27 protein-coding genes are annotated in these 24,935 nt (G+C 49.3%); 15 read left to right on the top strand and 12 right to left on the bottom strand.

Annotation, left to right across the window (positions count from 1 at the left end; genetic code table 11):
• Nucleotides 1–150 precede the first annotated feature (150 nt).
• Nucleotides 151–732 carry a hypothetical protein gene (locus Q0R17_RS06415; RefSeq protein ID WP_293933129.1) on the bottom strand — a complete coding sequence of 194 codons (582 nt, stop codon included), beginning with the start codon at nt 730–732 and terminating at the stop codon, nt 151–153.
• A 593-nt stretch (nt 733–1,325) separates the two neighbouring features.
• On the opposite strand from Q0R17_RS06415, the gene Q0R17_RS06410 reads away from it, so the two are divergent.
• Nucleotides 1,326–2,123 carry an endonuclease/exonuclease/phosphatase family protein gene (locus Q0R17_RS06410; protein WP_308446352.1) on the top strand — a complete coding sequence of 266 codons (798 nt, stop codon included), beginning with the start codon at nt 1,326–1,328 and terminating at the stop codon, nt 2,121–2,123.
• A gap of 65 nt (nt 2,124–2,188) precedes the next feature.
• Nucleotides 2,189–3,352: a cardiolipin synthase ClsB gene (gene clsB, locus Q0R17_RS06405; RefSeq protein WP_293933127.1), complete on the top strand. Its 1,164-nt coding sequence runs from the start codon at nt 2,189–2,191 to the stop codon at nt 3,350–3,352.
• A gap of 272 nt (nt 3,353–3,624) precedes the next feature.
• Here the strand turns inward: clsB and Q0R17_RS06400 are convergent, their stop codons facing one another.
• Complete coding sequence (locus tag Q0R17_RS06400) at nt 3,625–3,852, bottom strand: hypothetical protein (protein WP_293933125.1); 228 nt, start codon at nt 3,850–3,852, stop codon at nt 3,625–3,627.
• Between the two features lie 180 nt (nt 3,853–4,032).
• Here Q0R17_RS06400 and cysS point away from each other — a divergent pair, with 180 nt between their 5' ends.
• Both cysS and Q0R17_RS06390 read left to right on the top strand, forming a co-directional pair.
• Nucleotides 4,033–5,412 carry a cysteine--tRNA ligase gene (cysS, locus tag Q0R17_RS06395; protein ID WP_293933123.1) on the top strand — a complete coding sequence of 460 codons (1,380 nt, stop codon included), beginning with the start codon at nt 4,033–4,035 and terminating at the stop codon, nt 5,410–5,412.
• Nucleotides 5,413–5,547: 135 nt separating this feature from the next.
• Nucleotides 5,548–6,039, top strand: coding sequence for a DUF2726 domain-containing protein (locus tag Q0R17_RS06390; RefSeq protein WP_293933121.1), 492 nt, complete (start codon nt 5,548–5,550; stop codon nt 6,037–6,039).
• Nucleotides 6,040–6,066: 27 nt separating this feature from the next.
• Here the strand turns inward: Q0R17_RS06390 and Q0R17_RS06385 are convergent, their stop codons facing one another.
• Complete coding sequence (locus tag Q0R17_RS06385) at nt 6,067–6,456, bottom strand: VOC family protein (RefSeq protein ID WP_293933119.1); 390 nt, start codon at nt 6,454–6,456, stop codon at nt 6,067–6,069.
• An 8-nt stretch (nt 6,457–6,464) separates the two neighbouring features.
• On the bottom strand, nt 6,465–6,743 hold the full coding sequence (locus Q0R17_RS06380) for a hypothetical protein (protein ID WP_293933117.1): 279 nt from the start codon (nt 6,741–6,743) through the stop codon (nt 6,465–6,467).
• A 495-nt stretch (nt 6,744–7,238) separates the two neighbouring features.
• On the opposite strand from Q0R17_RS06380, the gene glsA reads away from it, so the two are divergent.
• The 9 genes from glsA (at nt 7,239) to frdD (ending at nt 15,755) form a co-directional block, all read left to right on the top strand.
• Nucleotides 7,239–8,255, top strand: coding sequence for a glutaminase A (gene glsA / locus Q0R17_RS06375; protein WP_293933115.1), 1,017 nt, complete (start codon nt 7,239–7,241; stop codon nt 8,253–8,255).
• A 196-nt stretch (nt 8,256–8,451) separates the two neighbouring features.
• Nucleotides 8,452–9,051, top strand: a complete 600-nt coding sequence (locus Q0R17_RS06370) for a hypothetical protein (protein ID WP_293933113.1) — start codon at nt 8,452–8,454, stop codon at nt 9,049–9,051.
• Between the two features lie 2 nt (nt 9,052–9,053).
• Nucleotides 9,054–10,421 (top strand): hypothetical protein, encoded by a 1,368-nt coding sequence (locus Q0R17_RS06365; RefSeq protein ID WP_293933111.1) that lies wholly within the window; start codon nt 9,054–9,056, stop codon nt 10,419–10,421.
• Between the two features lie 239 nt (nt 10,422–10,660).
• Nucleotides 10,661–11,239, top strand: coding sequence for a nicotinamide riboside transporter PnuC (pnuC, locus tag Q0R17_RS06360; protein WP_293933109.1), 579 nt, complete (start codon nt 10,661–10,663; stop codon nt 11,237–11,239).
• Entirely contained in the window at nt 11,218–12,243 is a 1,026-nt protein-coding gene (locus tag Q0R17_RS06355) for an AAA family ATPase (protein WP_293933107.1), read from the top strand. The genes pnuC and Q0R17_RS06355 overlap by 22 nt, the downstream gene beginning before the upstream one ends.
• 224 nt (nt 12,244–12,467) lie before the next feature.
• Nucleotides 12,468–14,246, top strand: a complete 1,779-nt coding sequence (frdA, locus tag Q0R17_RS06350; RefSeq protein WP_293933105.1) for a fumarate reductase (quinol) flavoprotein subunit — start codon at nt 12,468–12,470, stop codon at nt 14,244–14,246.
• Complete coding sequence (locus Q0R17_RS06345) at nt 14,243–14,992, top strand: succinate dehydrogenase/fumarate reductase iron-sulfur subunit (protein ID WP_293933103.1); 750 nt, start codon at nt 14,243–14,245, stop codon at nt 14,990–14,992. Before frdA ends, Q0R17_RS06345 begins: the two co-directional genes overlap by 4 nt.
• A complete protein-coding gene (locus tag Q0R17_RS06340; RefSeq protein WP_293933101.1) occupies nt 14,989–15,393 on the top strand; it encodes a fumarate reductase subunit C in 405 nt (134 codons plus the stop codon). The genes Q0R17_RS06345 and Q0R17_RS06340 overlap by 4 nt, the downstream gene beginning before the upstream one ends.
• The gene (gene frdD / locus Q0R17_RS06335; RefSeq protein ID WP_293933099.1) at nt 15,393–15,755 is read left to right on the top strand and encodes a fumarate reductase subunit FrdD; all 363 of its coding nucleotides are present in this window, start codon (nt 15,393–15,395) and stop codon (nt 15,753–15,755) included. Before Q0R17_RS06340 ends, frdD begins: the two co-directional genes overlap by 1 nt.
• A gap of 309 nt (nt 15,756–16,064) precedes the next feature.
• Here frdD and Q0R17_RS06330 read toward each other — a convergent pair whose 3' ends face one another.
• The 4 genes from Q0R17_RS06330 to Q0R17_RS06315 form a co-directional block, all read right to left on the bottom strand.
• A complete protein-coding gene (locus Q0R17_RS06330; protein WP_293933098.1) occupies nt 16,065–16,628 on the bottom strand; it encodes a DUF4442 domain-containing protein in 564 nt (187 codons plus the stop codon).
• A gap of 300 nt (nt 16,629–16,928) precedes the next feature.
• A complete protein-coding gene (gene cadR / locus Q0R17_RS06325) occupies nt 16,929–17,360 on the bottom strand; it encodes a Cd(II)/Pb(II)-responsive transcriptional regulator (protein WP_293933096.1) in 432 nt (143 codons plus the stop codon).
• Between the two features lie 31 nt (nt 17,361–17,391).
• Complete coding sequence (locus Q0R17_RS06320) at nt 17,392–18,639, bottom strand: type II toxin-antitoxin system HipA family toxin (RefSeq protein ID WP_293933094.1); 1,248 nt, start codon at nt 18,637–18,639, stop codon at nt 17,392–17,394.
• Nucleotides 18,639–18,980 carry a helix-turn-helix transcriptional regulator gene (locus tag Q0R17_RS06315; RefSeq protein WP_293933092.1) on the bottom strand — a complete coding sequence of 114 codons (342 nt, stop codon included), beginning with the start codon at nt 18,978–18,980 and terminating at the stop codon, nt 18,639–18,641. The genes Q0R17_RS06320 and Q0R17_RS06315 overlap by 1 nt, the downstream gene beginning before the upstream one ends.
• 222 nt (nt 18,981–19,202) lie before the next feature.
• Here Q0R17_RS06315 and Q0R17_RS06310 point away from each other — a divergent pair, with 222 nt between their 5' ends.
• Nucleotides 19,203–21,353: a heavy metal translocating P-type ATPase gene (locus tag Q0R17_RS06310; protein ID WP_293933091.1), complete on the top strand. Its 2,151-nt coding sequence runs from the start codon at nt 19,203–19,205 to the stop codon at nt 21,351–21,353.
• Between the two features lie 247 nt (nt 21,354–21,600).
• Here Q0R17_RS06310 and Q0R17_RS06305 read toward each other — a convergent pair whose 3' ends face one another.
• On the bottom strand, nt 21,601–22,752 hold the full coding sequence (locus tag Q0R17_RS06305; protein WP_293933090.1) for a nitronate monooxygenase family protein: 1,152 nt from the start codon (nt 22,750–22,752) through the stop codon (nt 21,601–21,603).
• A 194-nt stretch (nt 22,753–22,946) separates the two neighbouring features.
• Here Q0R17_RS06305 and Q0R17_RS06300 point away from each other — a divergent pair, with 194 nt between their 5' ends.
• Nucleotides 22,947–23,525: an ATP-dependent Clp protease proteolytic subunit gene (locus tag Q0R17_RS06300; protein ID WP_293933088.1), complete on the top strand. Its 579-nt coding sequence runs from the start codon at nt 22,947–22,949 to the stop codon at nt 23,523–23,525.
• Between the two features lie 34 nt (nt 23,526–23,559).
• Here the strand turns inward: Q0R17_RS06300 and Q0R17_RS06295 are convergent, their stop codons facing one another.
• From Q0R17_RS06295 to Q0R17_RS06285, 3 genes are all read right to left on the bottom strand, one after another.
• The gene (locus Q0R17_RS06295) at nt 23,560–23,862 is read right to left on the bottom strand and encodes a DUF2325 domain-containing protein (RefSeq protein WP_293933086.1); all 303 of its coding nucleotides are present in this window, start codon (nt 23,860–23,862) and stop codon (nt 23,560–23,562) included.
• 487 nt (nt 23,863–24,349) lie between these two features.
• Nucleotides 24,350–24,736 carry a hypothetical protein gene (locus tag Q0R17_RS06290; RefSeq protein WP_293933084.1) on the bottom strand — a complete coding sequence of 129 codons (387 nt, stop codon included), beginning with the start codon at nt 24,734–24,736 and terminating at the stop codon, nt 24,350–24,352.
• Nucleotides 24,717–24,935: hypothetical protein (locus Q0R17_RS06285; RefSeq protein ID WP_293933082.1), on the bottom strand; the 219-nt coding region annotated here is incomplete at its 5' end. The genes Q0R17_RS06285 and Q0R17_RS06290, both read right to left, overlap by 20 nt.

Below are 24,935 nucleotides of genomic sequence, written 5' to 3'. Positions count from 1 at the left end.
ATCGAACAGGCTTCAAAGAAATGGACGATGCCGATTCAAAACTGGCGGATGGCGCTGAATCGTTTCGTTATAGAATTTGGTGACCGGCTGAACGGCCACCAGTAATTCCAAAGGCATTTACACAGAAAGATTTACAGGCTCATTTACCAATTATTGCGATCTAAAACCTGCAGGAATTCCCCAGATGTACTTAAGTATGACTCCCTTTCTATTGTTATTTGCCGTATTAAAAGCAACCTGATGGTACAAAATATATAAAGCGATAGGATAAGCTAAAATATTTGGAATGAAATTGCCGATAAAATCGCTCATCATCCCAACATTGCTATTATTTATGAAGCTATTTAGAAGATTAACAGAGGCAGCACTGAGGTAAAGTTGATGCCCCCACCAATGCCAAGTAATTTTATTTTCGTTGCCAGCCGCCTGTGAAGCAACGCTTTCTGAAAACACGATCGTGTTTTCGCCAACAAAAGTAACCGTTTTTTCCTTCCCCAAAGAATCAGTAGGAGGGCTGGTTAGTACGTGGTCTCTGTATTTTTGTGTAATCGAAACATTTCTATCTTGGTCAATAATAAGATAACCGGCGTCAACAAGATCTAACATTTCCTGAGGGATTTCTCCATCTTCAGGAATTTCCATATCATCAGTCGATTGGGCGTTTAAATCTGCATTGCCTGGAATACTGTTTGATCGTGCTAATGCATGCACGCTGTCTACATATTTTTCCATTTTTTTTCTCTATTTAATTAGAAATTAAACCTGATTATCGCCAAGCTTATGCATCTGCAGCGAATTGGTGCCCCCTGCGTTTTATATTCGTGCCGTTTGCATTAAGCGGTAAATTCCAAAATATAGTGTTTACTTCTTTAACCTCCTTTAATTATTAAATTTTAAAATGCCAGTGTAGCTACTTTCTGTCTAAGTGTGAAATTATCGCGTTTGAATTTTGTAATTGTGTGGTTTATTGGTTTCTACCGCGCGCATACAATTGGGCAAAAACCAAATGGCGGCGATTCAAACTAACGAGCGGGACTAGTGGCGTACATGACTTTGATCGTGAAAGGTGGGGGTCTATAAATACGTGCGGGCGAATAAGCGAATGACTGTGCGCTTAGGGCAAGTTCACTGGTCGTTTTGTGTTGCTTGGCATTACGCAAGCTTGCACCACAAAACGTGAATACAGTCCGACACATCGGGCAGTAAATCCGTAGAATCACTGAGTAATTAATAAAAAAAGAGTAAAAATCATCCGAAATGCGGACATAAGGCTTTGATTAATTGCTCCAATATCGAATGTTTTTGATGTATTTTGGTTCCTCTATTTGAACGGTAACGCATTGATTAATAATATTTCTATAAAGGTTGCAACTTACAACATTCACAAGGGATTATCGCTTTTTAATCAGCGATTGGTAGTGCATGATGTACGCGAAGCCTTACAGGCGCTTGCGCCTGATTTGATTTTTTTACAAGAGGTGCAAGGCGCGCATAGCCAGCGTGGCCAGCGCTTTGCCACTTGGCCAAGTAGCCCGCAGCATGAGTTTTTGGCGGGGGATTTCCACACTGCTTATGGCTTAAATGCACGCTACAAGCTAGGCCATCACGGCAATGCTTTACTTTCGCGCTTTCCTATTGTGCGTTGGCACAATCATGATTTAACCCTGCATCGATTTGAGCAACGTGGGGTCTTGCACTGTGAATTAGCCGTGCCAGGCTGGCCTCAGCCCTTGCATGCACTGTGTGTGCACCTTAACTTGCGCGCAATGGATAGGCGTAAGCAGGTAAAGATGTTGATTGAGCGCGTGTTAAATGATGTGCCGCACGATGCACCTTTGGTCTTGGCAGGCGATTTTAACGATTGGCGCGGTGAGGCCACGATGCAATTTGCCCGTGAGCTGGGCTTAATCGAAGCTTTTAATGCCTTGCACGGCGTATCGGCCAAGAGCTTTCCGGCGCAATTGCCCATGTTATCGCTAGATAGAATCTACTTGCGCGGCTTTACCGTGCAAGCGGCCAATGTATTGGGCGGAATGCCGTGGTCTAATTTATCGGATCATGTGCCGCTATATACGGTACTGCACAGAACCGAAGAAGGTATTTTAGTCCCTAGTCACAATTAACGCCTACTCAGCAAGCAAGCTTGGGGCAACTGGGTGGATATTCTTAAAAAATATGAGGCTAACTTATGTATGTGGCGGGGAATCGTTTCAAATTGCTTTTTAATGGTGCCGATTATTTTCCCGCGCTGATTGACGCGATCTCAATCGCCAAGCATGAGGTATTTTTAGAAAGCTATTTGTTCGAAGCCGATGAGGTAGGTATTGCGGTGATGCAGGCTTTGATGGCCGCGGCACAGCGTGGTGTCAGGGTTAATTTACAGCTAGATGGCTTTGGCGCTGGGCATTTAGCGGCGACATGGCAAAAGCAATTAACGCAGTCCGGCGTGCGGCTTTTGTTCTTTAGGCCAGAGGTTAAAGCCATATCGTTCGATAGGCAGCGTTTACGCCGCTTGCATCGAAAATTAGCCGTGATTGATGCCTCAGTCGCCTTTATTGGGGGGATTAACATTCTTTCGGATATCGAGCCCAATCAAACGGGCTGGGCACCGCGCTACGATTATGCCGTGCGAATGATTGGGCCTTTGGTGATGCAGCTACACGAATCGGTAGATCATTTATGGCGGCATACCGCATGGGTGCAATTGCACCCCGATTGGGCAAAAAGAAGCCGGCTCAAGCCATCACCCATGATACTAGGGCGTGCCCGTGGGCAGTTTTTGTATCGGGATAATCTGCGCCATCGTGGTGATATTGAACGTGAATACCTTCAAGCAATTACGCGGGCTAGGCATGAGATCATTATTGCCAATGCTTATTTTTTGCCGGGCTATCGCTTTCGCCGCGCTTTAATTCAAGCCGCCAAACGTGGGGTCAGTGTGGTGCTATTGGTGCAAGGCAGGGTGGAGCATCGCTTACTGCATTACGCCAGCCTGGGGTTTTATCAGCAATTTTTAAATGCTGGGATAGAAATCTACGAGTATGAAAAAGGCTTTATGCACGCCAAAGTTGCGACGATTGATGGCATCTGGTCGACGGTAGGCTCTAGTAATTTAGATCCACTAAGCCTTCTGCTCGCGCGCGAGGCAAATATCTTTGTGCGCGAAAGGGCCTTTGCGGCGGAGCTGCGGGCCGATTTGCGCCGCGCCTTGCTTGAAGACGCTCGGCAAATTAAAAAAAGCATGGTGGAACGCGATCGCTGGGTTTACCGCGTTATTCCCTGGCTCTGCCATGCGGTAGTGCGTTTGATGATGGGGATTAGCGGCTATGGTGGGCGGCGCTATTTGGAATAAGGCCAGCTGTATTTGTTTACTCTTCAATATGACGTAGTGACATCAAAAAAGATGTAGTCCACAAAAATCACGAAAAATGCAGCACGGCTACCAACATCACGATTGATTTAAGTAATAAGCAACAAAACCAATTACGGATGACGGTACCGCGCATCGAGGTCTTGATGAAAACCAAACCATCCATCCAAAAGGAACCAAGCACATTTGTTTGATTTTTTTCGTGTATTTAGTATTTTTCGTGGACGAAAAAAGGCACGGCTTAATCTTTATTGCTAATTCGTATTTGGGGAAATTAAAGGGCGATTTTGTAATTCTTGTAGTAGTTCTTTATCGTAAGTTTTTACTAGGCCGGATGAGGTGCGATCTTTGCGTGGAATATTGCTACCGGTGACGTATTCTTTTTCTTCGTAATCGGCAAGCTGATTATCTGGTGTTCTGGTGCTGGCACAAGCGCTTAAAAACGCACTAAATAAGAATATTACGGCGGCAGTCTTACGCATTTACCTGTCCTTACTGTTTTATTGAGAAAGATTCTTATAATATTTAAGCATGACATTGTCAATAATTCTTGCTGGTTTTGAGTGAATATGTGCGCCTAGTCTGCATAAAGCAAAGGCTTATGCAGCAGAGCGGGGGCAGCTTTGGTAGAATCGCCCTTTTACGCAAACGAAACCGCTTCCATGTTAAACGTCTACAACACTCTGGCACGCGAAAAACAGCTCTTTCAGCCCATCCTCGATGGCAAGGTGAATATGTATGTCTGCGGCATGACCGTCTACGACTACTGTCATCTGGGGCACGCCCGCATGGTGGTGGTGTTTGATATGGTGGCACGCTGGCTACGCACTTCGGGCTATGCACTGAATTATGTGCGTAATATTACCGATATCGATGACAAAATCATTAAACGTGCGCTAGAGAACGGTGAAGCTATCAATGCGCTAACGGGCCGTTTTATTGCGGCCATGAATGCAGATTTTGATGCGCTGGGCGTGATTCGTCCAGACCACGAGCCCCGCGCGACCGAGCACGTGCAAGGCATGCACGATCTTATCGCTAGCCTGATTGCTAAAGGCTTAGCGTATCCCGCCCCCAATGGCGATGTGTATTTTGCGGTGCGTAAATTCGAAGGCTACGGCAAATTATCCGGCAAATCGCTCGACGATTTACGCGCTGGCGAGCGTGTGGATGTAGATGTCAACAAGCAAGATCCACTAGATTTTGTGCTGTGGAAAGCCGCTAAAGCCGATGAGCCACAAGATGCCAAATGGGCATCCCCATGGGGCGAGGGCCGTCCGGGCTGGCATATCGAATGCTCGGCCATGAGTTGCCATCATTTAGGTAGCCATTTTGATATTCATGGCGGCGGCGCAGATTTGCAGTTCCCGCACCACGAAAACGAAATCGCCCAATCCGAAGGCGCACATGGCCATGCTTATGTGAACTATTGGATGCATAACGGTTTTATTCGGGTGGATAACGAAAAAATGTCGAAAAGCCTCGGCAATTTCTTCACCATCCGCGAAGTGCTGGAAAAATACGATCCTGAAGTGGTGCGCTTCTTTATCTTACGTGCCCATTACCGCAGTCAGCTTAATTACAGTGATGCCCATTTGGATGACGCAAAAGGCGCTCTCAATCGTTTGTACACCACGCTCAAAAACGTGCCCGCTGAAGATGCCGAAATCGATTGGAGTAGCGGCTATGCAGTGCGCTTTAAAGCCGCGATGAATGATGACTTTAATACGGTAGAAGCCGTTGCCGTATTGTTCGAGCTAGCTTTAGAGGTAAACAAACAGCAGTCTGCCGCCTTGGCGGGCCAGCTTAAAGCGCTGGGCGCGGTCTTGGGCTTGTTGCAACGTGATGCCACGGCTTACTTGCAAGCAGGTATTGGCCAAGACGAATACCGTGCCGAGGCGATTGAAGCGCTGATCGTCGCTCGTAAAACGGCACGTGGTGCTAAAAACTTTGCTGAATCAGATCGTATTCGGGATGAGCTCATCGCAGCAGGGATTGTGCTAGAAGACAACGCGCAGGGCACGACTTGGCGACGTAGTTAAACCCATCGTTATTAAGTTTTAAAAAAGAGCGCTTAAAGCGCTCTTTTTTATTGTATGGCATTTGATTTGAACGATTTTGCTTAATGTTGTCTTACAATGCACTGCTAATTTATCGCTGGTCTTATTGGGGATTTTATGAAATTTATTCTACTTTTATTACTGATCTTTGCCGTGCTGATGGTTTTGTCATTGTTAAAGGCTAAAGCCAAAGGTGCTGAAGAAGAGGGGGCTTGGCCATTTTATGCCAAGAATCCGCTCTCAAGCCCAGAGCAAGTGCTGTATTTTCGCCTACTGCAAGCCATGCCCGAGCACATGGTGCTGGCACAGGTGCAGCTCTCTTGCTTGCTAGGTGTAAAAAAAGGCCATAACTATCGCGCTTGGCTCAACCGTATTAACCGCATGAGCGCTGATTTTGTGCTGTGCAATAAAGATTCCAGTATTGTGGCGGTGATCGAGCTGGATGACGCTACGCATCAGCGCCAAGATCGCATCATTGCCGATGCTAAAAAAGATCGCGCACTGACTGCGGCAGGGATACGTGTGATTCGCTGGCAGGCCAAGGCTATCCCAGATATCGCCACAATCCGCGCCACGCTTCGGCCGGTGATGACCTTAGATGCGGAGTAATGCGTGTGTTTGCCTCGCTGTAGCGGTTTATTTTGCTTGGGTAATGACCGCTTCAATGTGATAACCATCAGGGTCTAGCACAAAGGCGGCGTAATAATGCGGGCCGTAATCAGGGCGCAGCCCTGCCGCACCATGATCTTGCCCGCCATGGGCAAGCGCCGCTTGATAAAAAGCATCCACAGCTGCCCTGTTTGGGGCAGCAAAAGCCAAATGAAACCCAGCGCTAGGGGCGTAACTAGGGCTGCGTAATTTAATAGTAAACTGATCGCCCCCGCCTGTAATGCCATAACCTATGGCTGCATCGTCGCCCTCAAGATCCTCCCAGACGCGTGTATAGCCAAGCGTTGCGAGCACTGCATCGTAAAAGAAAGCCGAGCGCTGAATATTGCTGATGCCAAATGAAATGTGATGGAGCATATTTATTCTTAAAGTGCTTGGTTTTGTTCGCAAGAGTTGAATTTCTTGGTGAGATTTCTAATTGATATTATTTTATCCATTACGATATAAGGCATGGTGTGCATATATTGGCGGCGAAATAATACCTCGTAAAGCCAAAAAAATAGCCCAATAGCTTTGCCTATATACAAACATGCGCCTGCAGCGGCTTTGCTTAGGTAGGGCAAAGAATAAAGTCCGTAAAAACGTAATTGCCCATAGATAAAAATAAGCAAGACTTCGGCGCCAAGTAATTCAGCTAATAGCAAGAACGCTCTTATTTATGGGTTAATAATTAGGATCAAAAGTAGCAAAATGCTGACGGAGCCTAGGCGTGATTTCCAGCTAAATTTACGCATATTTTTGGCTTTAAATAAAAGTATTGTGATGACGATATCATTTATATAAAACATTGGCAAAGCTAGTTGCATGGCTTTTGTAATAATACAAAAAGGACGCGCAATGATTATTGAAAGCTTTCATGTGTAGCCTCAAGTGTGTCTGTTTGGTGTGGTTTAAACACCGTTAATTTTTGCTATTTCTTATCATTTGCTGTTTTGTTGGTAGTGGTATTAGTACGAATTTTTTTATCACTTGTTGGTATTTTTATTCGTTTGGTATGTTTTTTTAGTACAAAAACATATTTTCATGCCTTTTTATTAAAAGTTATACAAGAGACTTAATGCGGCTTTTTCTAGTAAACTTTTTGGTATATTCGCCACTGCAAGTTTCACTTCAAAGAAATGTAAATAAGGAGTTTTACGATGAAAAAACGCAGCAGCATTTTAGCCGTAACACTGACGCTGGCGCTCAGTGGCGCAGCCCAGGCGAAAGATTTATTTAAGCAATCCGATATCGAGGCGGCACTCAATGCCGCTTATGATAATTACAAAGGTTTGCAAGAAGGCAAAAATGCTGACTATATCCCTGCTTTAGCTAAAGTCGATTCCAAAATATATGGCATTGTTTTAGTCACGGCAGATGGCAAGGTTTATACCAAGGGCGATGTAACAACGGAAGTTTCGATTCAATCGATTTCTAAAGTATTTACTATGGCAAAGGTTATTGAAGAATCGGGTGCAGACTCTATTCTTAATAATCAAGGTGTAGATGCCACGGGCCAAGCGTTTAACTCTATTGTTGCTATTGAGCAAAATAAAGGCGCAGAAATGAATGCCATGGTTAATCCTGGTGCCATTGCTGCAACCAGCATGGTGAAGGGTGAAACTTACGATGAAATTTGGGGCAAAATTTCTGGGTTTTATAGCGATTTCGCAGGCCGCCCGCTTAAAGTACTCAACGATGTTTACCAATCAGAAGCCGAAAGCAATCAGCGCAACCAAGCCATTGGTCGCTTAATGTACGCTTACGGAAAGATCAAATCTAACCCGGATCGTGCGACTGACATCTATACGCGCCAGTGCTCTGTTGGCGTTAATGCCAAAGATTTGGCCATGATGGCGGGCACACTGGCCAATGGCGGCAAGAATCCACTGACTGGCAAGCAAGTCGTTAAAACCGAAAACGTGCCAGAAATCTTGGCCGTAATGGCGACCGCCGGCCTGTATGACGACTCTGGCAAGTGGCTATATAGAACCGGCCTACCGGCAAAAAGTGGTGTGGGTGGTGGCATTATCGCTGTTTCCCCAGGCAAGTTTGGCATTGCGGTGATCTCGCCGCCTTTGGATGGCGCAGGTAATAGCGTGCGCGCGCAAAAAGCGATTGCCGATATTTCTAATGCATTGGGTGGCAATCCATTGGCTTCACATCCGCTGAAGTAATTAAAGCGGGCAGCATGCCCCGTTTAATGCAAAAGCGCCGCTTATCCTGCATTGGGTAGCGGCGTTGTTTTGCTTAAAAACTTGCAGCAAAAGCGTTCTCACGGTAACGCTGGTGATTGATTTGCGAGCGTAATTGGGCCGTCCTATATACTAGTGTCAGCTATTTTAAATGTTTCGTCAGACTACTAGGTGCCCTATGTGGCTAATACAACTTATTCTTGGCCTTGGATTATTGGGCCTAAGTACCCACTACGCCGAGCTGCCAAGCCATAGCCTGATTGATTTATGCTTAAACAGCGCCTTAGCTTATTTATTGCTACTTTGGGGCTTTGGGCGCGAGAAAGCACAAGGGCAAATGCCGGCTTTAGTTTCGGGGTTTGGTCTACTCCTAGGATCATCTATCGCGAGTTATGAGCGTTATGCCGCAGGGAGCTTTTGGCTATTCGCTCTGTGGCTGATGATGTTTTTACTATTGCTCATTACCGTTATGAACCTTGGCTGGATTATGCGCGGCCGCCCTGATGCTTCGCCTACCACGGTGGAAAATAGTGCGGAAGTGGTGATGAGCGCAGCAGAGCAGCGCGAATGGGATATTAGCGTTGCTGAAGTAGCGCGTCGGGCCGCACTAACGCCAGAACAAAGAGTCAGCGAAGACCTCACAAAAGAAGAGGCCGATATTCTGGCCCGAGCTGAAGAAATCCGCCAACAAACACCCGCGCAGCGCGCAGAGAAAATCCGCGCTGCCCTAGCGCGGGAAGAAGCACAAAATGCGGCAGACAAATGGATGCGTGAATAACCGTGTCCGCAGCTATTGAGCAAGGCATTCATCTTGATTATTTTCCCGATATATCCGCCACGGGCTTAGCGTTACTTAAGCGATTAATCTGTCATCCCCACGCCCCGTACTACCGTAATCAAAGTGGGCACCGCTTGAGTCGCGCCCATCAAGCTGCCGTCAGTGCGTATATCCAACAGGCCTTAATGGCCCCATTGCCCCATTTGATTTCATCCAATCTTAAGACGCAGCCTGCTTGGCTTACTGATTTTTTAGCCATGTGCCGCCGCGATGTGCCGTATTTTTTGGGGAACGATGCACTGGATTTTTTGCAGCTACCCACCACTTGCCGTGCAGATTTAAGCCGAGATGTGACTCAATTTGTTCCTAATGGCTTACCGCTGGATGAGCTGATTGCGTTCAGCACCAGTGGCAGCAGCGGCCACCCTTTAATAGTGCCTTCGCACCCCTTGGTGGCCGCACGCTATCAGGCATTTCATCGGCGCGCCTTAGCCTTGTTTAATGTATTTCCTGATGCGGCCAGCGGGCAGCTGGGCGTGGCTTTGATTGGGGCGCAGCAGCGCTGTTTTAGCTATGTATCGCTTAACCCACTGCAAAACGAGGCGGGGCTAATTAAAATCAACCTCAACCCCAACGAGTGGCGAGATCCGCTCGACCCCGTACCTTATTTGGATGATTTGGCCCCAGAGCTAATTACGGGAGACCCTATCTCGCTAATGGCTTTGGCGGCACTGCCTTTGCGGCATTGCCCAAGGGCTATTTTATCCACCTCAATGCAGATGTTAGCGGGGGTTCGCCAACAGTTAGAAGCGCGTTTTCATTGCCCAGTGTTGGATATTTACTCGATGAATGAGGCAGGACCGATTGCGGTTTACGACGCGGCCCGTGGCGGCCATGTGCTATTGCAACCTTGGCTTTGGCTAGAGATTTTGGATGCCACGGGGCGGGAAGTGGTGCAGGGGGAGCGGGGCGAAATCACGCTAACGGGCGGTTTTAACCCGTGGCTGCCACTGCATCGCTATCGCACCGGCGATTATGCCTCATTGCAAATACGGGATGGCTTGCCAGTATTGATTGGCCTAAGTGGACGGCCACCGGTGCGTTTTAAAAGTTTTGATGGGCGCTGGGTTAATAATGTGGATATTAGCCAAGCCATGCAGCCCTTTGCCTTGGCGCAATTTACCCTGCACCAGGCCGCCAATGGTGCTTTAGAAATGCGCTACGCTGGAACCGCCGCGCCAGATGCAATCAGGCAGGTATTGCAGCAAATCTTAGGCGAATGGGCCATCCAAATATCTGAGGGGACAATTTTCAAGGACAAAGTTATTCAATACACTTCGGATATTTTAGAGCCGGTTTCAATAAAGTAACTGACGTTATACACAAAGACTATTTATCCACGAAAAAAATGGATCAAACAGGGAGAATCTCTCTCTGCTTTTTTAGCATAATGCGTAGATGAGTTACTTAATAACGACTTGATACTAATCATCCAAATCAATCAAAAAGTAAGGGTCATGCGGCATCTGCTCGTGCAGTTTGTGTTTTTAGTTGGCTGCGTATTTTTTGATCTTACTGCGTAACATTAGCAAAGTAATCTAAGGCCACCATGTTTGCTACTACCCCTCTTGAACTTGTCGCCAACATTAGCTTTGCCATTTCAGTCTGGCTTGCCGCCAGAAACAGCCCGCATACGTGGTGGGTGGGTTTACTGGGCTGCGGCTTATTTGCTTGGCTATTTTTTAGTAGCCAACTCTATGCCGATGTCACTTTGCAGCTGTTTTTTATTGTGACCAGTTTGCTAGGTTGGTGGCAATGGCTGCGCGGCCATGCAGGCAGCGCCTTGCCGGTGCGGCGATCCAAGCCCCAGTTTATTGCCTTACGTGTAGCCTTGGCACTGCTCGTGGCACTGGCTTACGGTACGCTTCTGCATTATTTTACCAATGCCTACGCCCCCTATATTGATTCTCTGGTGCTGACATTTAGCGTGCTGGCGCAGCTCTTACTGGTGCAGCGCAGAATAGAAAACTGGCCTTGCTGGCTGGTGGTCAATAGCATTTCAATTCCGCTGTATTTATCCCGTGGCCTAACGCTTACGGCGATTTTTTATCTGCTTTACTGGTGCAATGTGCTGTATGGCCTGTATTGCTGGCGGCGCGAGCTGCAATGCGTCAACGTGCGTTCCTGATGCTGCGATATGGATTAATTGTCGGCAAATTTGCCCCCTTGCATTTAGGCCATGAGGCGCTGATTCACTTTGCTAGGCAGCATTGTGATCAGCTTTTGCTGCTTAGTTATACCAGCCAGGCATTGAGTCATAGCACTTTGCGGCGGCAATGGCTAAAGGCTGCTTTTCCTTGGGCACAAGTGTGTGTGCTGGATGCTGCTCGCTTGGCAAGCTGGCCCGAGCTGCAGCTGCCGGATGATTTTGCATCAGATAATGTACAGCGAGAATTTGTGCGGCAAGTACTGCTGCGCCTTGGCTTTAGGCCAGACTGTGTCTTTAGTAGTGAAAGCTATGGCCCAGGCTTTGCCGCCTATTTATCAACGGCTACTCATCCTGTGCAGCACATTGCTTTTGATCCCGATCGCCAGCAGTTTCCCATTAGTGCCACGCAAATTCGCAATAATCCACAGCAGGCAAAGCAATGGCTTTCGGCGCGGGTTTATCAGGATTTTATGCTGCCAGATGTACAATGCATTGCTTTGCTGGGGGGTGAATCCAGCGGCAAAAGCACCTTAGCCAAGCGGCTGGCCGATGAGTTTGCCACGCTCTACGCCGCCGAATATGGCCGCGAGCTGTGGCAGGCAAAAGATGGCCAGCTTGAATACGCTGATTTATTGGTGATTGCTCAAACTCAAATCCAACGCGAGCAGCAGTTGCAAACGCAAGCTCGGCAGTATTTATTTTGCGATACCACGCCCTTAAGTACACTTTTTTATAGCCAAGCGATGTTTGCTAAGGTAGACCCGCAGCTATTACAACTGGCCCAGCGCACCTATTCCTTCACCTTCTTACTCGCCCCTGATTTTGCTTTTGTGCAAGACGGCACACGCCAAGGGGATGCCTTTCGCCAACGCCAGCACCTATGGCATGAGCAGCAGCTGATAAAGCGCGGCGTAGCGTACACCCTGCTCACTGGAACGATAGCGCAGCGGGTGCAGCAAGTGATTGCGGTGTTGCGGATGTAGATCTGCGTGGGCTCTACTATCTAGATAACGTGTGCCCGTTTTCTACGCCTTAGTCTTTAGCTCTCTTCTTAGTCAAGCGGGAGTATTTATGTTTGACGTAAGATATTTAATACTTACGCTTACCTAAGCGCCCGCTATGTGATCAGGATCAAGCGGTACTCTGCTAAATCGCCCTACATTGTGTAGCTTCAGGTTTTATTCGCTGAGGCGTAAGCAGGAGTGGTATGCGGGTATATAAAGCGGATGTGGTGATTGTAGGTGCGGGCGGGGCGGGTTTGCGGGCGGCGATTGCTGCGGCAGAGGCTGATCCAACGCAAACGGTAGCCTTGCTTTCTAAGGTTTACCCTATGCGTAGCCACACGGTAGCGGCAGAGGGGGGGGCGGCGGGGGTGGTGCAGGCGCACGATAGCCTTGAGCATCACTTTAATGACACGGTGTCTGGCGGCGATTGGCTGTGCGAGCAGGATGTAGTCAATTATTTTGTCGGCGAATGTACGCGTGAGATGGTGCAGCTAGAACATTGGGGCTGCCCGTGGAGCCGTAAGGAAGACGGCCATATCAATGTGCGCCCCTTTGGCGGCATGAAGATTGAGCGCACTTGGTTTGCAGCCGATAAAACCGGCTTTCATATGTTGCACACGCTGTTTCAAATCTCAATCAAATACCCTTCGATTCGTCGCTTTGACGAATACTTCATGCTGGACCTCATTGTGGCCGATGGCCGCGTACAGGGTGTGTTGGCGATCGAAATTGCCAGCGGCGAATTTATTTTGATTGAAGCTGGCGCGGTAGTCATGGCGACCGGTGGCGCGGGGCGGGTATTTCGCGAAAACACCAATGGCGGCATTGTGACTGGTGATGGCATGGCGGTGGCTTATCGCCACGGCGTGCCGCTGCGCGATATGGAATTTGTGCAATACCATCCTACCTGCATGCCCGGCACCGGCTTACTATTTACTGAAGCCTGCCGAGGTGAAGGCGGTTTTCTGCTGAATAAAGATGGCTACCGTTATCTGCAGGATTACGGCTTAGGCCCTTGTAGCGATAAGCCACGTAATAAAGCCATGGAGCTGGGGCCGCGCGATCGTTTATCGCAGGCTTTTTGGCACGAGATGCAAAAAAATCGCACCATTGAAGGCCGCTATGGCGCGGTGGTGCACCTAGATTTACGCCATTTAGGTGCCAAAGTGCTGCACGAACGCCTGCCGCAAATCTGCGAGCTGGCGCGTGAATTTATGGGCGTGGATCCAGTCACCGAGCCCATCCCAGTGCGCCCTGCGGTGCATTACACCATGGGCGGCATTGTGGTGGATATTCATTGCGCAGCGCCACTGGCGGGGCTATTTGCTGCCGGTGAATGCTCCAGCGTAGGGATACACGGGGCGAATCGCTTGGGGTCTAACTCTTTGGCCGAATTATCGGTATTTGGCAAAGTGGCGGGCGAATCGGCCACGCGTTTTGCCCACTCGGCCCCGCCGCATGATAGCGTGGCTTTACTCAAGCTGGCCGAGGCCGCCGCTATGCCCGCGCAGCAGCTTAAAGCACAAACTGGCAGTGAGCGCGTTGCCGATATTCGCCGCGAAATGGCGATGACCATGGAAGAAGGCTGCGGCATTTATCGCCTGCACGACAGCATGCAAGCCACTTGCGACAAACTAGCCGAGCTAAAAACCCGCTTTCAACACATCAATATCGAAGATAAATCTACCGTTTGGAATAGCGAGTGGCTGCTAGCGATTGAGCTTGGCTACCAGCTAGATGTAGCCCAAGCCATTGCCCATTCGGCGCTGAACCGCCGTGAATCACGCGGCGCGCACCAACGCTTGGATGGTTTTGAAGAACGCGACGATGTGAATTTCCTTAAGCATTCGCTGGCGCATTATCAGGGCAGCGCAGCCCCTAAGCTGACTTACGGCGACGTAAAAATCACCCGCTCCCCACCCAGAGTGCGGGCCTATGGCGCAGCAGGTGAAGCGGCCGAATTGCAGGAGAACAAAGCATGAGTGAGGCAAGCATTAAAGTATCGGTGCTGCGCTACCGCCCCGAACAAGATCAGCAGCCTGTTTGGCAAGACTATACCGTTCCTTACACGGACGATTTATCGCTATTGGCCGCGCTGAACTACATCAAAGACGAGCTGGACGGCACACTGAGTTTTCGCTGGTCTTGCCGGCAAGCTATTTGCGGCAGTTGCGGCATGATGGTGGATGGCAAGCCTCAGCTCGCTTGTAAAACTTTTCTGCGGGATTATTCAAATGGCGTAAGAATTGAGGCGCTGGCGCATTTCCCCATCGAGCGCGATTTGGTGGTAGTGATGGACAGCTTTATCGAAAAGCTAGAAAGCGTAAAACCCTATCTCATCCCCAAAGACGCCCGCGCACTAGAGCAAGGCGAATATCTGCAAACGCCCGCCGAAATGGATGTCTATTCGCAATTTGCAGGCTGTATCAACTGCATGTTGTGCTACGCCGCCTGCCCGCAAGTGGGCTTAAATCCTGACTTTATTGGCCCTGGTGCGATCGCGCTGTTGCAGCGTTATAACTTGGATTCCAGAGATGGCGGCGCAGAGGAGCGCAAAGCGTTGATTAACTCTGAAGTAGGGGTGTTTAACTGCACCGCCGTTGGCTACTGCTCTGAGGTTTGCCCAAAGATGGTGGACCCAGCCAATGCGGTTAATATCAACAAAATGGCCAGCGCGAAGGACTTTTTCTTTCGCTTCTTGCCAACGAACACGAAGGGCTGCAAATGAGCGCCAGAAAACCCTACATCCGCCCCATGGCTGGCTGGTGGCGTCGCGATCCTTTCTTTATTGAATATATGGTGCACGAGGGCACGGCGTTTTTTGTTTTAGCCTATGCGCTAGAGCTACTGGCTGGTGTGCTGTGCTTGGTCAGTGGCGAGGCCGCATGGAATGCTTATCTGGTGTTTAGCGGCAGTGCGATTATGCTGCTGATTAACTTCGCCATTCTGCTGATGATGCTTTACCACGGCTACACTTGGTTCAAAATCATGCCGCGCACTTTGCCCCCCGTGATTATTTCTGGTCAGCGGCTAGGGGCGGCAGTCATCACAGCGACAGGCATTGTTGCCGCCGTATTAGCCAGTGGCTTACTGCTGGCTGTGGTCTGCTTTTTAGCTAGGGGGCTGTGATGAAAGCTGATTTAAAACGAACTAATGAGCCCATCTTTTGGCTACTATTTGGTGCGGGCGGCATGTTGTCTGCGTTGATTGGTGCCATGCTGGTGTTTATCACCAGCTTTGCCGTGCCGCTCGGCATCTTGCCTGCTGAAGTGTTTTCTTACGCCAACATGCAAGGCTTTGCTCCGCACTTAATTGGCAAAGTCTTTTTGTTTGCCATTATTGCGCTGTTTTTATGGCACGCAGTGCACCGCATTTTTCATAGCCTGCACGATGTAGGCATCCATGCTGGCCCCTTGGCAAGATTGCTTTGCTATGGCATTGCTTTTGTGGGGACCATGCTGGCGGGGTGGGCTTTGCTGGTCATGGCTTAAATTCATTCTTCGTATAGCGGGTGCACGTCTATATGAGCCAAGAAAAAAATAGTTATATAAATTAGTCGGTTAAATCTTGAATCACAAAGAACACAGAGACCCACAGAGTTTCACTGAGGAAATAAAGCTCCGATTCGAGCCTGTGTCCTCTGTGCGCTCATTCTTCTGTGATTCAAGGTTTAGCGCTATTTCATACACTCTAAGGTTCTATGTAACTTTAGTTGTCGCAAAGGGCTGCAAGCCGCCAGATTTATAACTCAACAGCAGCGCCCTAAGTGATGCGCCGACATTAGCAAGCATCCCGCATGTTTAGCCTTCTACTGCAGCGGCGGCAAGCCCATCCCTTTTGGCTCGTCGTTCGGCCATTTTATTGTCGTAAGCGCTTTTGTGGGCGATATACAGCACACGCTCTACTTCGGCGCAGACATAGCCTTTTTGGTCGATCAGTTGTACCGGATAAATGCGGTCTATTTCTGGAGTAAGGGCGAGCAGATCACGGATTTCTTGCAGCTCGGCCTCGTCAATTCTGAACTCGGCCAGCAGCACTCCACGGCCAGGGCGCTTAAAGCGGATGGTGCCACCTTTATCCCACACCACATACTCATCGCCCAGATTGAAATACAGCATGCTCATATAAAAAGGGTCGGTTGCGGCAAACATGCTGCCGCCAAAAATTGTGCCGTTGATATTGCGGGTTTTCCAATTTAGCGGCAGCGTTACGCGGATATAGCGCACATCGGGCGATACTTCAGTGACTTTACAGCCGGTGCGGCGAATCGCTGGGAACCAGTTAAAGCCAAATTTCATCAGCTTGGCCGCAAGGCGCGGGCGGGCAACGATGTAAAGAGATAGCTTTCTAAAAAAAGGGGACATGGATGGCCTGTGTGTAAATAACGAGCTTACGAAACGTACGGGCTATTACATCAAACGTGCAATGAGCGCTTGCAACTTGCTACTAAAAAAGTGAACTTAGCTAGTAAAAAAAGCATCATGCTTGCCGATAGCGGCTCTAGCAGTCTGTCGGACTTAGCATCAGTCGGCGGCAAAATCACCTAAGCGGTTCATATTTCACCGGGTTTTTGAGCAATAACGCGTTATTGCCCTGCAAATCCGGCAAAATCTGCCCTCGTTTATGCGATTTCTCGCTTTCGACCGCCTAAGTCCAACAGGCTGCTAGCCTAAATGAGTATGCCTTTCTGGGGCATTGCTGACTTCCATATTATTTAAACCTTGCACAATGCCGCACTCTTGTACCGATTGCTCGCTTTGGCATTGCTGCCTAAGTGTTTTAAGCTGCAGCTCCAGCTTAAGCAGCTCCGCAATGCGCACGCTAACGTGCTCAATATGTGCGTCAAGCAGGGTGTTAACCGATGCGCAATTGTCGTCGCCGCTATCCATCAGTGCCAGCAGCGCCTTAATCTCTTGGTGCGTCATATCCAGCGCTCGGCAATTACGGATAAAGCTTAGGCGCTCTAAATGCAGATCACTGTAATCACGATAATTGCCGCTGGTGCGGGCAGGCTCCGGCAATAAGGATTCTTTCTCGTAATACCGAATGGTTTCTACTGTGCACTGGGCCGCTAGGGCAAGTTCGCCGATCTTCATGATGCATACTCTTTATTGGGGCGTGGTGGTCTCAGTTTACTGCGTCAGCATCGCGCAGTCTTGCTTGCCAGCGTTGGTGTAAGGGAGCAAGGGTTCTGGCTAAGCGGGCGAGATCTCTTGGCTCTACGTCTTCTTCAAGCATGGTGCTTTGCCATTGTGTTTGGATTTGCCTCAGTAGTGCCTCAAATATAGGGATCACTTCCGGTGGGCGTAAATGAAAGGCATGGGCATTCGCCTGTAAATCTGCAATAGATGGCGCATCATTATTGCCCACAAGGGCAAGACCCATATAGCCATGGCCTGTTGCTTGGGGGAGTACATCATAAAGCGGTGCCAGACGATATTTGCCCTTGTCATCATGTAAGAAGCCATGATTTTTAAGGTGGTCATCGGTATTGTCGATCAGGATATTGAATAGCATGCGGCGAAATAACTCCTGACAATCCTGAGCGGGAGCGCTACCAAAGCGTGTTAAAGCCTTGGCTAACTCAACATAACTCCCCATGCCTGATTTAAAAGGCAGGTTGAGTAGGCCTGAGCCAGAAAGAAAATGGATTCGGCATTCGCCATCCGCTGTTTGCTGCCGGTCGAAGCGTTTTACAAGTAGGGCGGTTGAACGATGGACTGTTTGCGTTTCAAACTCACTACACCTTAAGCCACACTTTTTTGCTAGGCTGAGTGTTGCAGCCTCAACTCGCTGGCAGTCGAACGTATCCTCACGCATGGCAAACTTGGCCAGCCATAATGCACCGTTGTGCATTAGACTCGCCTTGGGGCGTGCGCCACCCAATGATCCGCCCAAGGTGAGTAGCCTACGAATATCTGCCGGCACATCGATGGCGTACTGAATATTCATGGCGCCTTCAAATAACTCGGCAAGCGACATGGTGGCTTGGGTTTCAGGCTGATCATGCATTACAACTACGGCACCAACCCGATTAGCATTGGTGCGTTTAAGCAGCTCTATATTGTCCATCGCTACGCCGGGGTTGGCGGTAGCAACCACCAACCTGCCCCAAGTATCAGGCAAGGAATCGAGCACATAAGGGGGGAGTGCACCGTCATCACGTAAGCTAAGGGGAAGCAAATCGCTAATGGGCTTTGCAATATCAGGATCAGGGTGGAGCCTTAGGGCGTGTGTTTGCAAATAGCGGCGGCCATAGCTTAGCGTGCCGTATTCCATCTGGCCGTTTCGCTCCAGCTTTACCAGCGCAGCTGGGGTGGCCATTGTGGCATTGGGCTGAAAGAGCCCCAACATGAACTGCTTTAAGTTTTCCATCAGAAGTCAATTTCCTTCTCATCCGGCGTCGTTGCATTCTGCCCGCGCACCCGCTTTGTGCCGCTGGCTATTTTATTAAGCACATCCGCCGAAATGGGGGCGACCTGCTGCAAGCTGTCTAGCGAGCCCAGAATGGCCAGCGCCTTGACTAAAAAACCAATCTGAACGGTAGGCAGGCCTTTTTCTAGTGCCATATAGGTGGTGATGGAGCACTGCATCCGCTCGGCCATACGCTCAATTGAATCGCTCCGGCTGGCTCGGCAGATACGTAAACGTTGGCCAAGGGAGATCAATGCATCGCGCTGTAGTGGGTCAAGGGGAGTGGTGGGTGTTCTGGCCATAATCATCCATTACAGTAATTATTAAGATAATTAACATCCATTGTAATGGATTATTTTTTTTAAGTGTATGTTTATGATGCCAGAAAAAAAGTGAATCCGTGATGTGCGTATTTAACAAAACCGCTCATAAATAAACCGCAGTCGCCATTTTGTAAAATTAAACTTGACCCTATAGTGACTTCAGGCTGTGTAATGCTCTAAAGCCTATCAGGAGTACGCATCATGTCTAGCTGTTGCAATCATTCATCTGCCGCCAAGCCTCGTTACCGAGCCATTGGTACGCCGCCACCGCCTTTGTCGCAGGCAGATGGCGTGCTGAGTAGAATTTATATCCTGCAAATGGATTGCCCCACCGAGGAAGGGCTGATCCGTAAAAAGCTGGGCGGGATGAGCGATGTCAAGGGCTTGCAGTTTAACTTGCTGCAACGGGTGCTCACGGTATCGCATAGCCAAGCGGCCTTGCCCGCGATTTTGCAGGCGATTGCCGAGCTGGGCTTTACGCCCAAGCTGGATGATGGCAGCAAGGTGCCAACGGTGGAGCTGGCAAAACCTTGGTGGCCGCTGGCGCTGGCCGGAATATTTGCTGTGGGGGCAGAGGCTTGCGATTGGTTGGCAATGCCGGTTTGGCTAACGGCGATGCTGGCGATTGCGGCGGTGCTGGTCTGCGGGCTGAGCACCTATAAAAAGGGTTGGATTGCCATTGCCAATGGCGATTTAAATATCAATGCCTTGATGAGTATTGCGGTGAGTGGGGCGTTGCTGATTGGGCAGTGGCCGGAAGCGGCAATGGTGATGGTGCTATTTACCCTTGCCGAGCTGATTGAGGCCAAATCGCTAGGGCGCGCCCGCAATGCCATCAGTGGTTTGCTGCAGCTCAGCCCAGAGCAAGCTACGGTACGCCAACCTGACGGCAGTTGGTTGGATGTGCCCGCCGCAGATATTCCATTAGGCAGCGTGCTGCGGGTGAAGCCAGGTGAGCGGATAGCGCTGGATGGCGAGCTGATTTCTGGCAACTCGTTTATTAATCAGGCTGCGATTACCGGTGAAAGTCTGCCGGTAGAAAAAACAGTGGGCGATACAGTGTTTGCCAGCACCATCAATGAAACCGGCTCGTTTGAATATCGGGTAACGGCTGCGGCTGGCAACACCATGCTGGCGCGGATTATCCATGCGGTAGAGGCGGCGCAGGGCGTGCGTGCGCCAACGCAGCGTTTTGTTGATCGCTTCTCCAAGATTTATACCCCCGCAGTTTGTGCGCTGGCGCTGGCCGTGGCGATTGCGCCGCCGCTCTTGATGGGAGACGCATGGCTGGAGTGGATTTACCGAGCCTTAGCCATGCTGGTGATTGCCTGCCCCTGTGCGCTGGTGATCTCGACGCCAGTCACCATCGTTAGCGGCCTTGCCCGTGCGGCGCGGCTGGGCATTTTAATTAAGGGCGGCACTCATCTAGAAGAAGGGCGCAAATTAAAAAGCTTGGCGTTAGATAAAACCGGCACGTTAACCTTTGGTAAACCAGTGCAAACCGATGTGATTGCGCTGGCAGATATAAGCACCGCCGAGGCCCAGCACATCGCCGCTAGCCTTGGGGCGCGTTCGGATCACCCTGTTTCTAAAGCCATTGCTGCAAAGATCAGCGATTACGCTGAAGTCAGCGACGTTAAAGCGCTGTTAGGGCGAGGGCTGAGCGGCCAGATTAATGGCACGCTCTACCATATGGGCAATCACCGTTTAATCGAAGAGCTAGGCCTTTGCTCGCCAGCGCTAGAGCTGCAATTAGAAGCGCTGGAAGTGCAAGGAAAATCGGTGGTGGTACTGGCGGCAGATAAGGTGCTGGCGCTGTTTGCCGTGGCGGATACGCTTAGGCCAAATAGCCTAGAGGCGATCGCTCAGCTAAAGAAGCTGGGCGTAGAACCGGTGATTTTATCGGGGGACAATGCACACACCGTAGCGGCGATGGCAAAGCAGCTAGGCATCACTCAGGCGCACGGCAACCTCTTGCCGGAAGATAAGCTGCGCATCGTTGAGGGCTTGCCTTCAGCTAGTGGCATGGTGGGCGATGGGATTAACGATGCGCCTGCATTGGCGCGGGCTGATATTGGCTTTGCTATGGGCGCGGCAGGTACAGACACCGCCATCGAAACCGCCGATGTAGCGCTGATGGATGATGATTTACGCAAAATCCCAGAATTTATCCGCCTATCGCAAGCCACGCATCGTATCTTGGTGCAAAACATTACACTGGCGCTGCTGGTGAAAGCGCTGTTTCTAGCGCTCACATTGGCAGGCCACGGCACCTTATGGATGGCGGTATTTGCCGATATGGGGGTGAGTTTGTTAGTGGTATTAAATGGTTTGAGGTTGTTGAGGGAGTAGGCTGCGTTTTCTGCATATTAAGAAGGGGCCATAAGCCACCGTGACGCGGCGGTGGCTTATGGCTTATGGCTTATGGCTTGGATGATGCTGTGCTTCTATTGAGTATATTGGCGGCCTAATCCACCCTAAGGCTCTAAAAAAGTAGATATCTACAAAAAATACAAACAAAACAGATTATTTCCCTTGGTTTTTTCCGCGTAACTCCGTGTCCTCTGTGGTTCAAGATTTGGGTTTTGCTCGCATAAACCTAAACCGCCTGCATTCTGCCATTCATCAAATAATCAATCAGCTCACGCACCGGACGGATAGCTTCGCCAAAAGGAAGACCGCCGTTACCTCTAAAAAACAGCCCTTTATCCACGTCGCCATGCATGGCCGAGGCCAGTTTTAAATCGATACAGAACTGGCCGACTTTGCTTAAACCATCCCGCAAGCCGCAATGGCTTAGGCAATCCATGCGCTGAGTGCAGCGGCGTGGGTCGGCCTTGGCGAGGGCTTGCAGATGGCTTTCGCGGCGCAGATATTGTTTTAGCCACGGCGTGGCAACGGCACGGGCGGGTAGGCCAGCCACGCTTACAAACTCGGCCAAGTCATCGGCCTTGGCATGAATCAAGGTGTGTTTAAAATTGATATGCGCGTCGCCTTCTTCACAAACCGCAAAAGGCGTGCCCAACTGCACGGCATCTGCGCCATTATTTAGCCAATGGCTTACTTTTTCATGACTATCAATGCCGCCTGCCACGATCAGCTTGGGGGCGTCGCGCCCTAATCCCAGCTCTTCAAATAGGGCGTAGCAATCGGCTAACACTTTGGCAAAATCAAAGCGTGGATCATGCACTTCGCTGATGCGTGCAGCGCCTAAATGCCCACCTGCGTGGCCGGGGTGCTCTATTACAATCGCATCGGCATTTCGGCCTTTCTTTAGCCATTTTTTTAAAATAATGGCAATACCCCGCGCGTCAGACAAAATAGGGATCAGGGCTACTTTGGGAAAATCGGCGATCATTTCTGGTAAATCAATCGGCAGGCCTGCCCCCATAACAATGGCATCTGCGCCGCTTTCGCAAGCTTGCTTAACCAATGCCACATGATCGCGCACGGCTTTCATTACATTGACGGCAATCAGGCCGCAGCCATTGGCGATCTCTTTTGCCGCGCGAACCTCACGGTCTAGCGCGGTTAGGTTCACTTTATCGATTAAATCTGCATCTAGGCAGCGGTGCGTTTGGGCTAGCAAATCCGGGTGATGTTGGCGTAAATCCACGCTGGCAATGGTGCCAACGGCATTTTCTTTGGCCACTGCACCCACTAATTTATGTGCCGAAATTCCGACACCCATACCGCCTTGCACAATGGGGAGTAATTCTCGCCCAGCGAGCTTGAGTGAGTTAAAGCTCATTTTTTTTCTGTTTATCCTTACGAAGTATTCAACAGAGTAGGCGAAGTGAGCTTAAAGGGTATTGCTTAGGGTCAATGCTCAGGCATTTAGTAAGGAAGTTCTGGGCTGCATAATGTAATAAAGATGGCAATCTGCGCGTATTCCATTATGATTGCTGTTGATGTTTGTAAGTTTAACCGCCTAGGGAGCATGCAATGTCTGAAGAAACCACGTCCACAGGGGGCTCGCAAGATGCCTTTCTGGAAGAAAAAGCCTTTGAATCGCGTTTTGTTTTTATTATTGGCCCCATCAACGATGTCATGGCAAAAGACACCGCTAGGCGTCTCATTGCGCTGGCAACTGAATCAGTCAAGCCAATTAATGTGCTGATCTCATCCCCTGGCGGCCATGTAGAATCTGGCGATGTGATTCATGACATCATCAAATTTATTCGTGCCCCAGTGAATATGATTGGTAGCGGCTGGGTAGCGAGTGCGGGAGCGCATATTTTCTTGGCGGTGCCAAAAGAGCGCCGCGTTTGCTTAGAAAACACGCGTTTTCTGATTCATCAGCCTAGCGGTGGCATGGGCGGCTCGGCTTCTGATGTGGAAATCCAAGTTAAAGAAATCATCCGTATGAGAGAGCGCATTGCGGCGGTCATTTCCAGAGAAACGGGGCAAAGCCAAGCAAAAGTATTGCACGATATCGATCGTGATTACTGGATGAGCCCAGAGGAAGCCATTGAATACGGCCTAGTCTCAAGGGTGATTCAAAGCTATGCCGATCTAGAATAAACACCAACGCCCTCCGTTTTGAGGGCGTTTTGCATTATCTACTGATCTGGCTAAAGGCTGGGCAGCTTTGTAGGGATTGTTGCAGCGCAGTTTGTGATCTGCGGCAGGTAACGATATGCATGCGGTGCGCGGCAGCCGCGGCACGGTAGTTTTTCATGACGTTATGGCCTAAAAAATCGGTAAATAAAATCATGATATCCATATCTTTTAAACAGCTTGGTTTGCGCTGATGCGATGGGTTTCTGCCGGTAATATGCTCGCCTATGGTAATGCCGTAGTGGGCGAGCAATTTGGGGATATGCCCTAGGTGGTCTGCTCCAACAATATACGCCTGCATGGTTTGCCCCTGACTGATCAAAAGGTATGCATGTAGCGTAGCCGCTTTTTATAGGTCCATATAGAATATTAAACGAAATACATATAACTATAATCATGTTTTGTTGCCCGCAATAGTGCAAGCCCAGTAATTTTACCTTGCGTATTTCTGTATGTATTCAGTCGGAAAGTCATCGGAAATTGAAACGGTGGTTGTAAGGAAAAAAACGGAGCAAAGAACGGCATAAAATTAAACGATTGAGGCGACAACTGGTTTGACAATTTCCGATCTTGGCAGGTCATTTCGGGCGACTTCGATATCTACTGCGGCGTAAATTCCCCCGCCGGGCGAGCTGTTTGAGGCGACCACCCAGCGTTGTAGATCATTGGAATGCCACTAGGAGGCGCTTGCACAAAGGACGCCGAGACGAATGGTTCAGCGTCGAACGCGGCAGAAATTAAAGCTATTCAGCAGTATTTGAAAACTGTGAAATAAAGCGCTTGAGATTCTAATCAGGCATTCGTCTAAAAATAATGTTTTCATTGTGTCTGATAACAATTTGAACGTCTGTAGTGGCAAGCTCGAGTAGCATGCCACTTAGATTGTAAGAAAACTGCACCTCGCCTTTTCCTCGGAATTTGATGTAATGAGACACCGAGTCAAATAGCGGCGTAATTTCGTGCTTATCAATATCAACAATATTTTCAATGCCAACAGATTTAATGCTCGTTAAATCTATGCCGATTGAATCTTTAGAAGAAAAAACCAAAACCCCATCTGAATTAGTAAATACATCCATCGTGTCATCAGGGGTTATTTTGATAGGTTTTTCATTGTTTGGCATAAATTTAAATTCTTTTGTAATTGATACTGCTTTATTTAAGTGCGCTTTCAAAACCTTCTCGGGCAGCAACAGCCATGCTATACGCGAGGTCATTACCATATTTCAGTATGGTAAAGCTTTTGCTTTGAAATGGCTTGGTTCCTGTTGGAGTCTGAGCCTGCCAGAATAGGTAGTTGTGTGTCTTGCCATTTTTAACTCTCACCATTTTACGTAAAAACACGCCAGTGCGGCCTGAGGTATTATTTTTGCA

The organism is Iodobacter sp., assembly GCF_025352645.1.
GTDB lineage: Bacteria > Pseudomonadota > Gammaproteobacteria > Burkholderiales > Chitinibacteraceae > Iodobacter.
This window is presented reverse-complemented; position numbering and strand designations above follow the sequence as displayed.

Excerpts from the sequence above, each read along its gene's own strand:
- Q0R17_RS06340 (WP_293933101.1), top strand. The coding sequence starts at position 14,989 with ATGAGCGCCAGAAAACCCTACATCCGCCCCATGGCTGGCTGGTGGCGT.
- Q0R17_RS06330 (WP_293933098.1), bottom strand. The coding sequence starts at position 16,628 with ATGTCCCCTTTTTTTAGAAAGCTATCTCTTTACATCGTTGCCCGCCCG.
- clsB (WP_293933127.1), top strand. The coding sequence starts at position 2,189 with ATGTATGTGGCGGGGAATCGTTTCAAATTGCTTTTTAATGGTGCCGAT.
- cysS (WP_293933123.1), top strand. The coding sequence starts at position 4,033 with ATGTTAAACGTCTACAACACTCTGGCACGCGAAAAACAGCTCTTTCAG.
- frdD (WP_293933099.1), top strand. The coding sequence starts at position 15,393 with ATGAAAGCTGATTTAAAACGAACTAATGAGCCCATCTTTTGGCTACTA.
- Q0R17_RS06300 (WP_293933088.1), top strand. The coding sequence starts at position 22,947 with ATGTCTGAAGAAACCACGTCCACAGGGGGCTCGCAAGATGCCTTTCTG.
- glsA (WP_293933115.1), top strand. The coding sequence starts at position 7,239 with ATGAAAAAACGCAGCAGCATTTTAGCCGTAACACTGACGCTGGCGCTC.
- Q0R17_RS06305 (WP_293933090.1), bottom strand. The coding sequence starts at position 22,752 with ATGAGCTTTAACTCACTCAAGCTCGCTGGGCGAGAATTACTCCCCATT.
- Q0R17_RS06320 (WP_293933094.1), bottom strand. The coding sequence starts at position 18,639 with ATGGAAAACTTAAAGCAGTTCATGTTGGGGCTCTTTCAGCCCAATGCC.
- Q0R17_RS06315 (WP_293933092.1), bottom strand. The coding sequence starts at position 18,980 with ATGGCCAGAACACCCACCACTCCCCTTGACCCACTACAGCGCGATGCA.
- frdA (WP_293933105.1), top strand. The coding sequence starts at position 12,468 with ATGCGGGTATATAAAGCGGATGTGGTGATTGTAGGTGCGGGCGGGGCG.
- Q0R17_RS06310 (WP_293933091.1), top strand. The coding sequence starts at position 19,203 with ATGTCTAGCTGTTGCAATCATTCATCTGCCGCCAAGCCTCGTTACCGA.
- pnuC (WP_293933109.1), top strand. The coding sequence starts at position 10,661 with ATGTTTGCTACTACCCCTCTTGAACTTGTCGCCAACATTAGCTTTGCC.
- Q0R17_RS06415 (WP_293933129.1), bottom strand. The coding sequence starts at position 732 with ATGGAAAAATATGTAGACAGCGTGCATGCATTAGCACGATCAAACAGT.
- cadR (WP_293933096.1), bottom strand. The coding sequence starts at position 17,360 with ATGAAGATCGGCGAACTTGCCCTAGCGGCCCAGTGCACAGTAGAAACC.
- Q0R17_RS06390 (WP_293933121.1), top strand. The coding sequence starts at position 5,548 with ATGAAATTTATTCTACTTTTATTACTGATCTTTGCCGTGCTGATGGTT.
- Q0R17_RS06355 (WP_293933107.1), top strand. The coding sequence starts at position 11,218 with ATGCGTCAACGTGCGTTCCTGATGCTGCGATATGGATTAATTGTCGGC.
- Q0R17_RS06385 (WP_293933119.1), bottom strand. The coding sequence starts at position 6,456 with ATGCTCCATCACATTTCATTTGGCATCAGCAATATTCAGCGCTCGGCT.
- Q0R17_RS06345 (WP_293933103.1), top strand. The coding sequence starts at position 14,243 with ATGAGTGAGGCAAGCATTAAAGTATCGGTGCTGCGCTACCGCCCCGAA.
- Q0R17_RS06400 (WP_293933125.1), bottom strand. The coding sequence starts at position 3,852 with ATGCGTAAGACTGCCGCCGTAATATTCTTATTTAGTGCGTTTTTAAGC.
- Q0R17_RS06295 (WP_293933086.1), bottom strand. The coding sequence starts at position 23,862 with ATGCAGGCGTATATTGTTGGAGCAGACCACCTAGGGCATATCCCCAAA.
- Q0R17_RS06370 (WP_293933113.1), top strand. The coding sequence starts at position 8,452 with ATGTGGCTAATACAACTTATTCTTGGCCTTGGATTATTGGGCCTAAGT.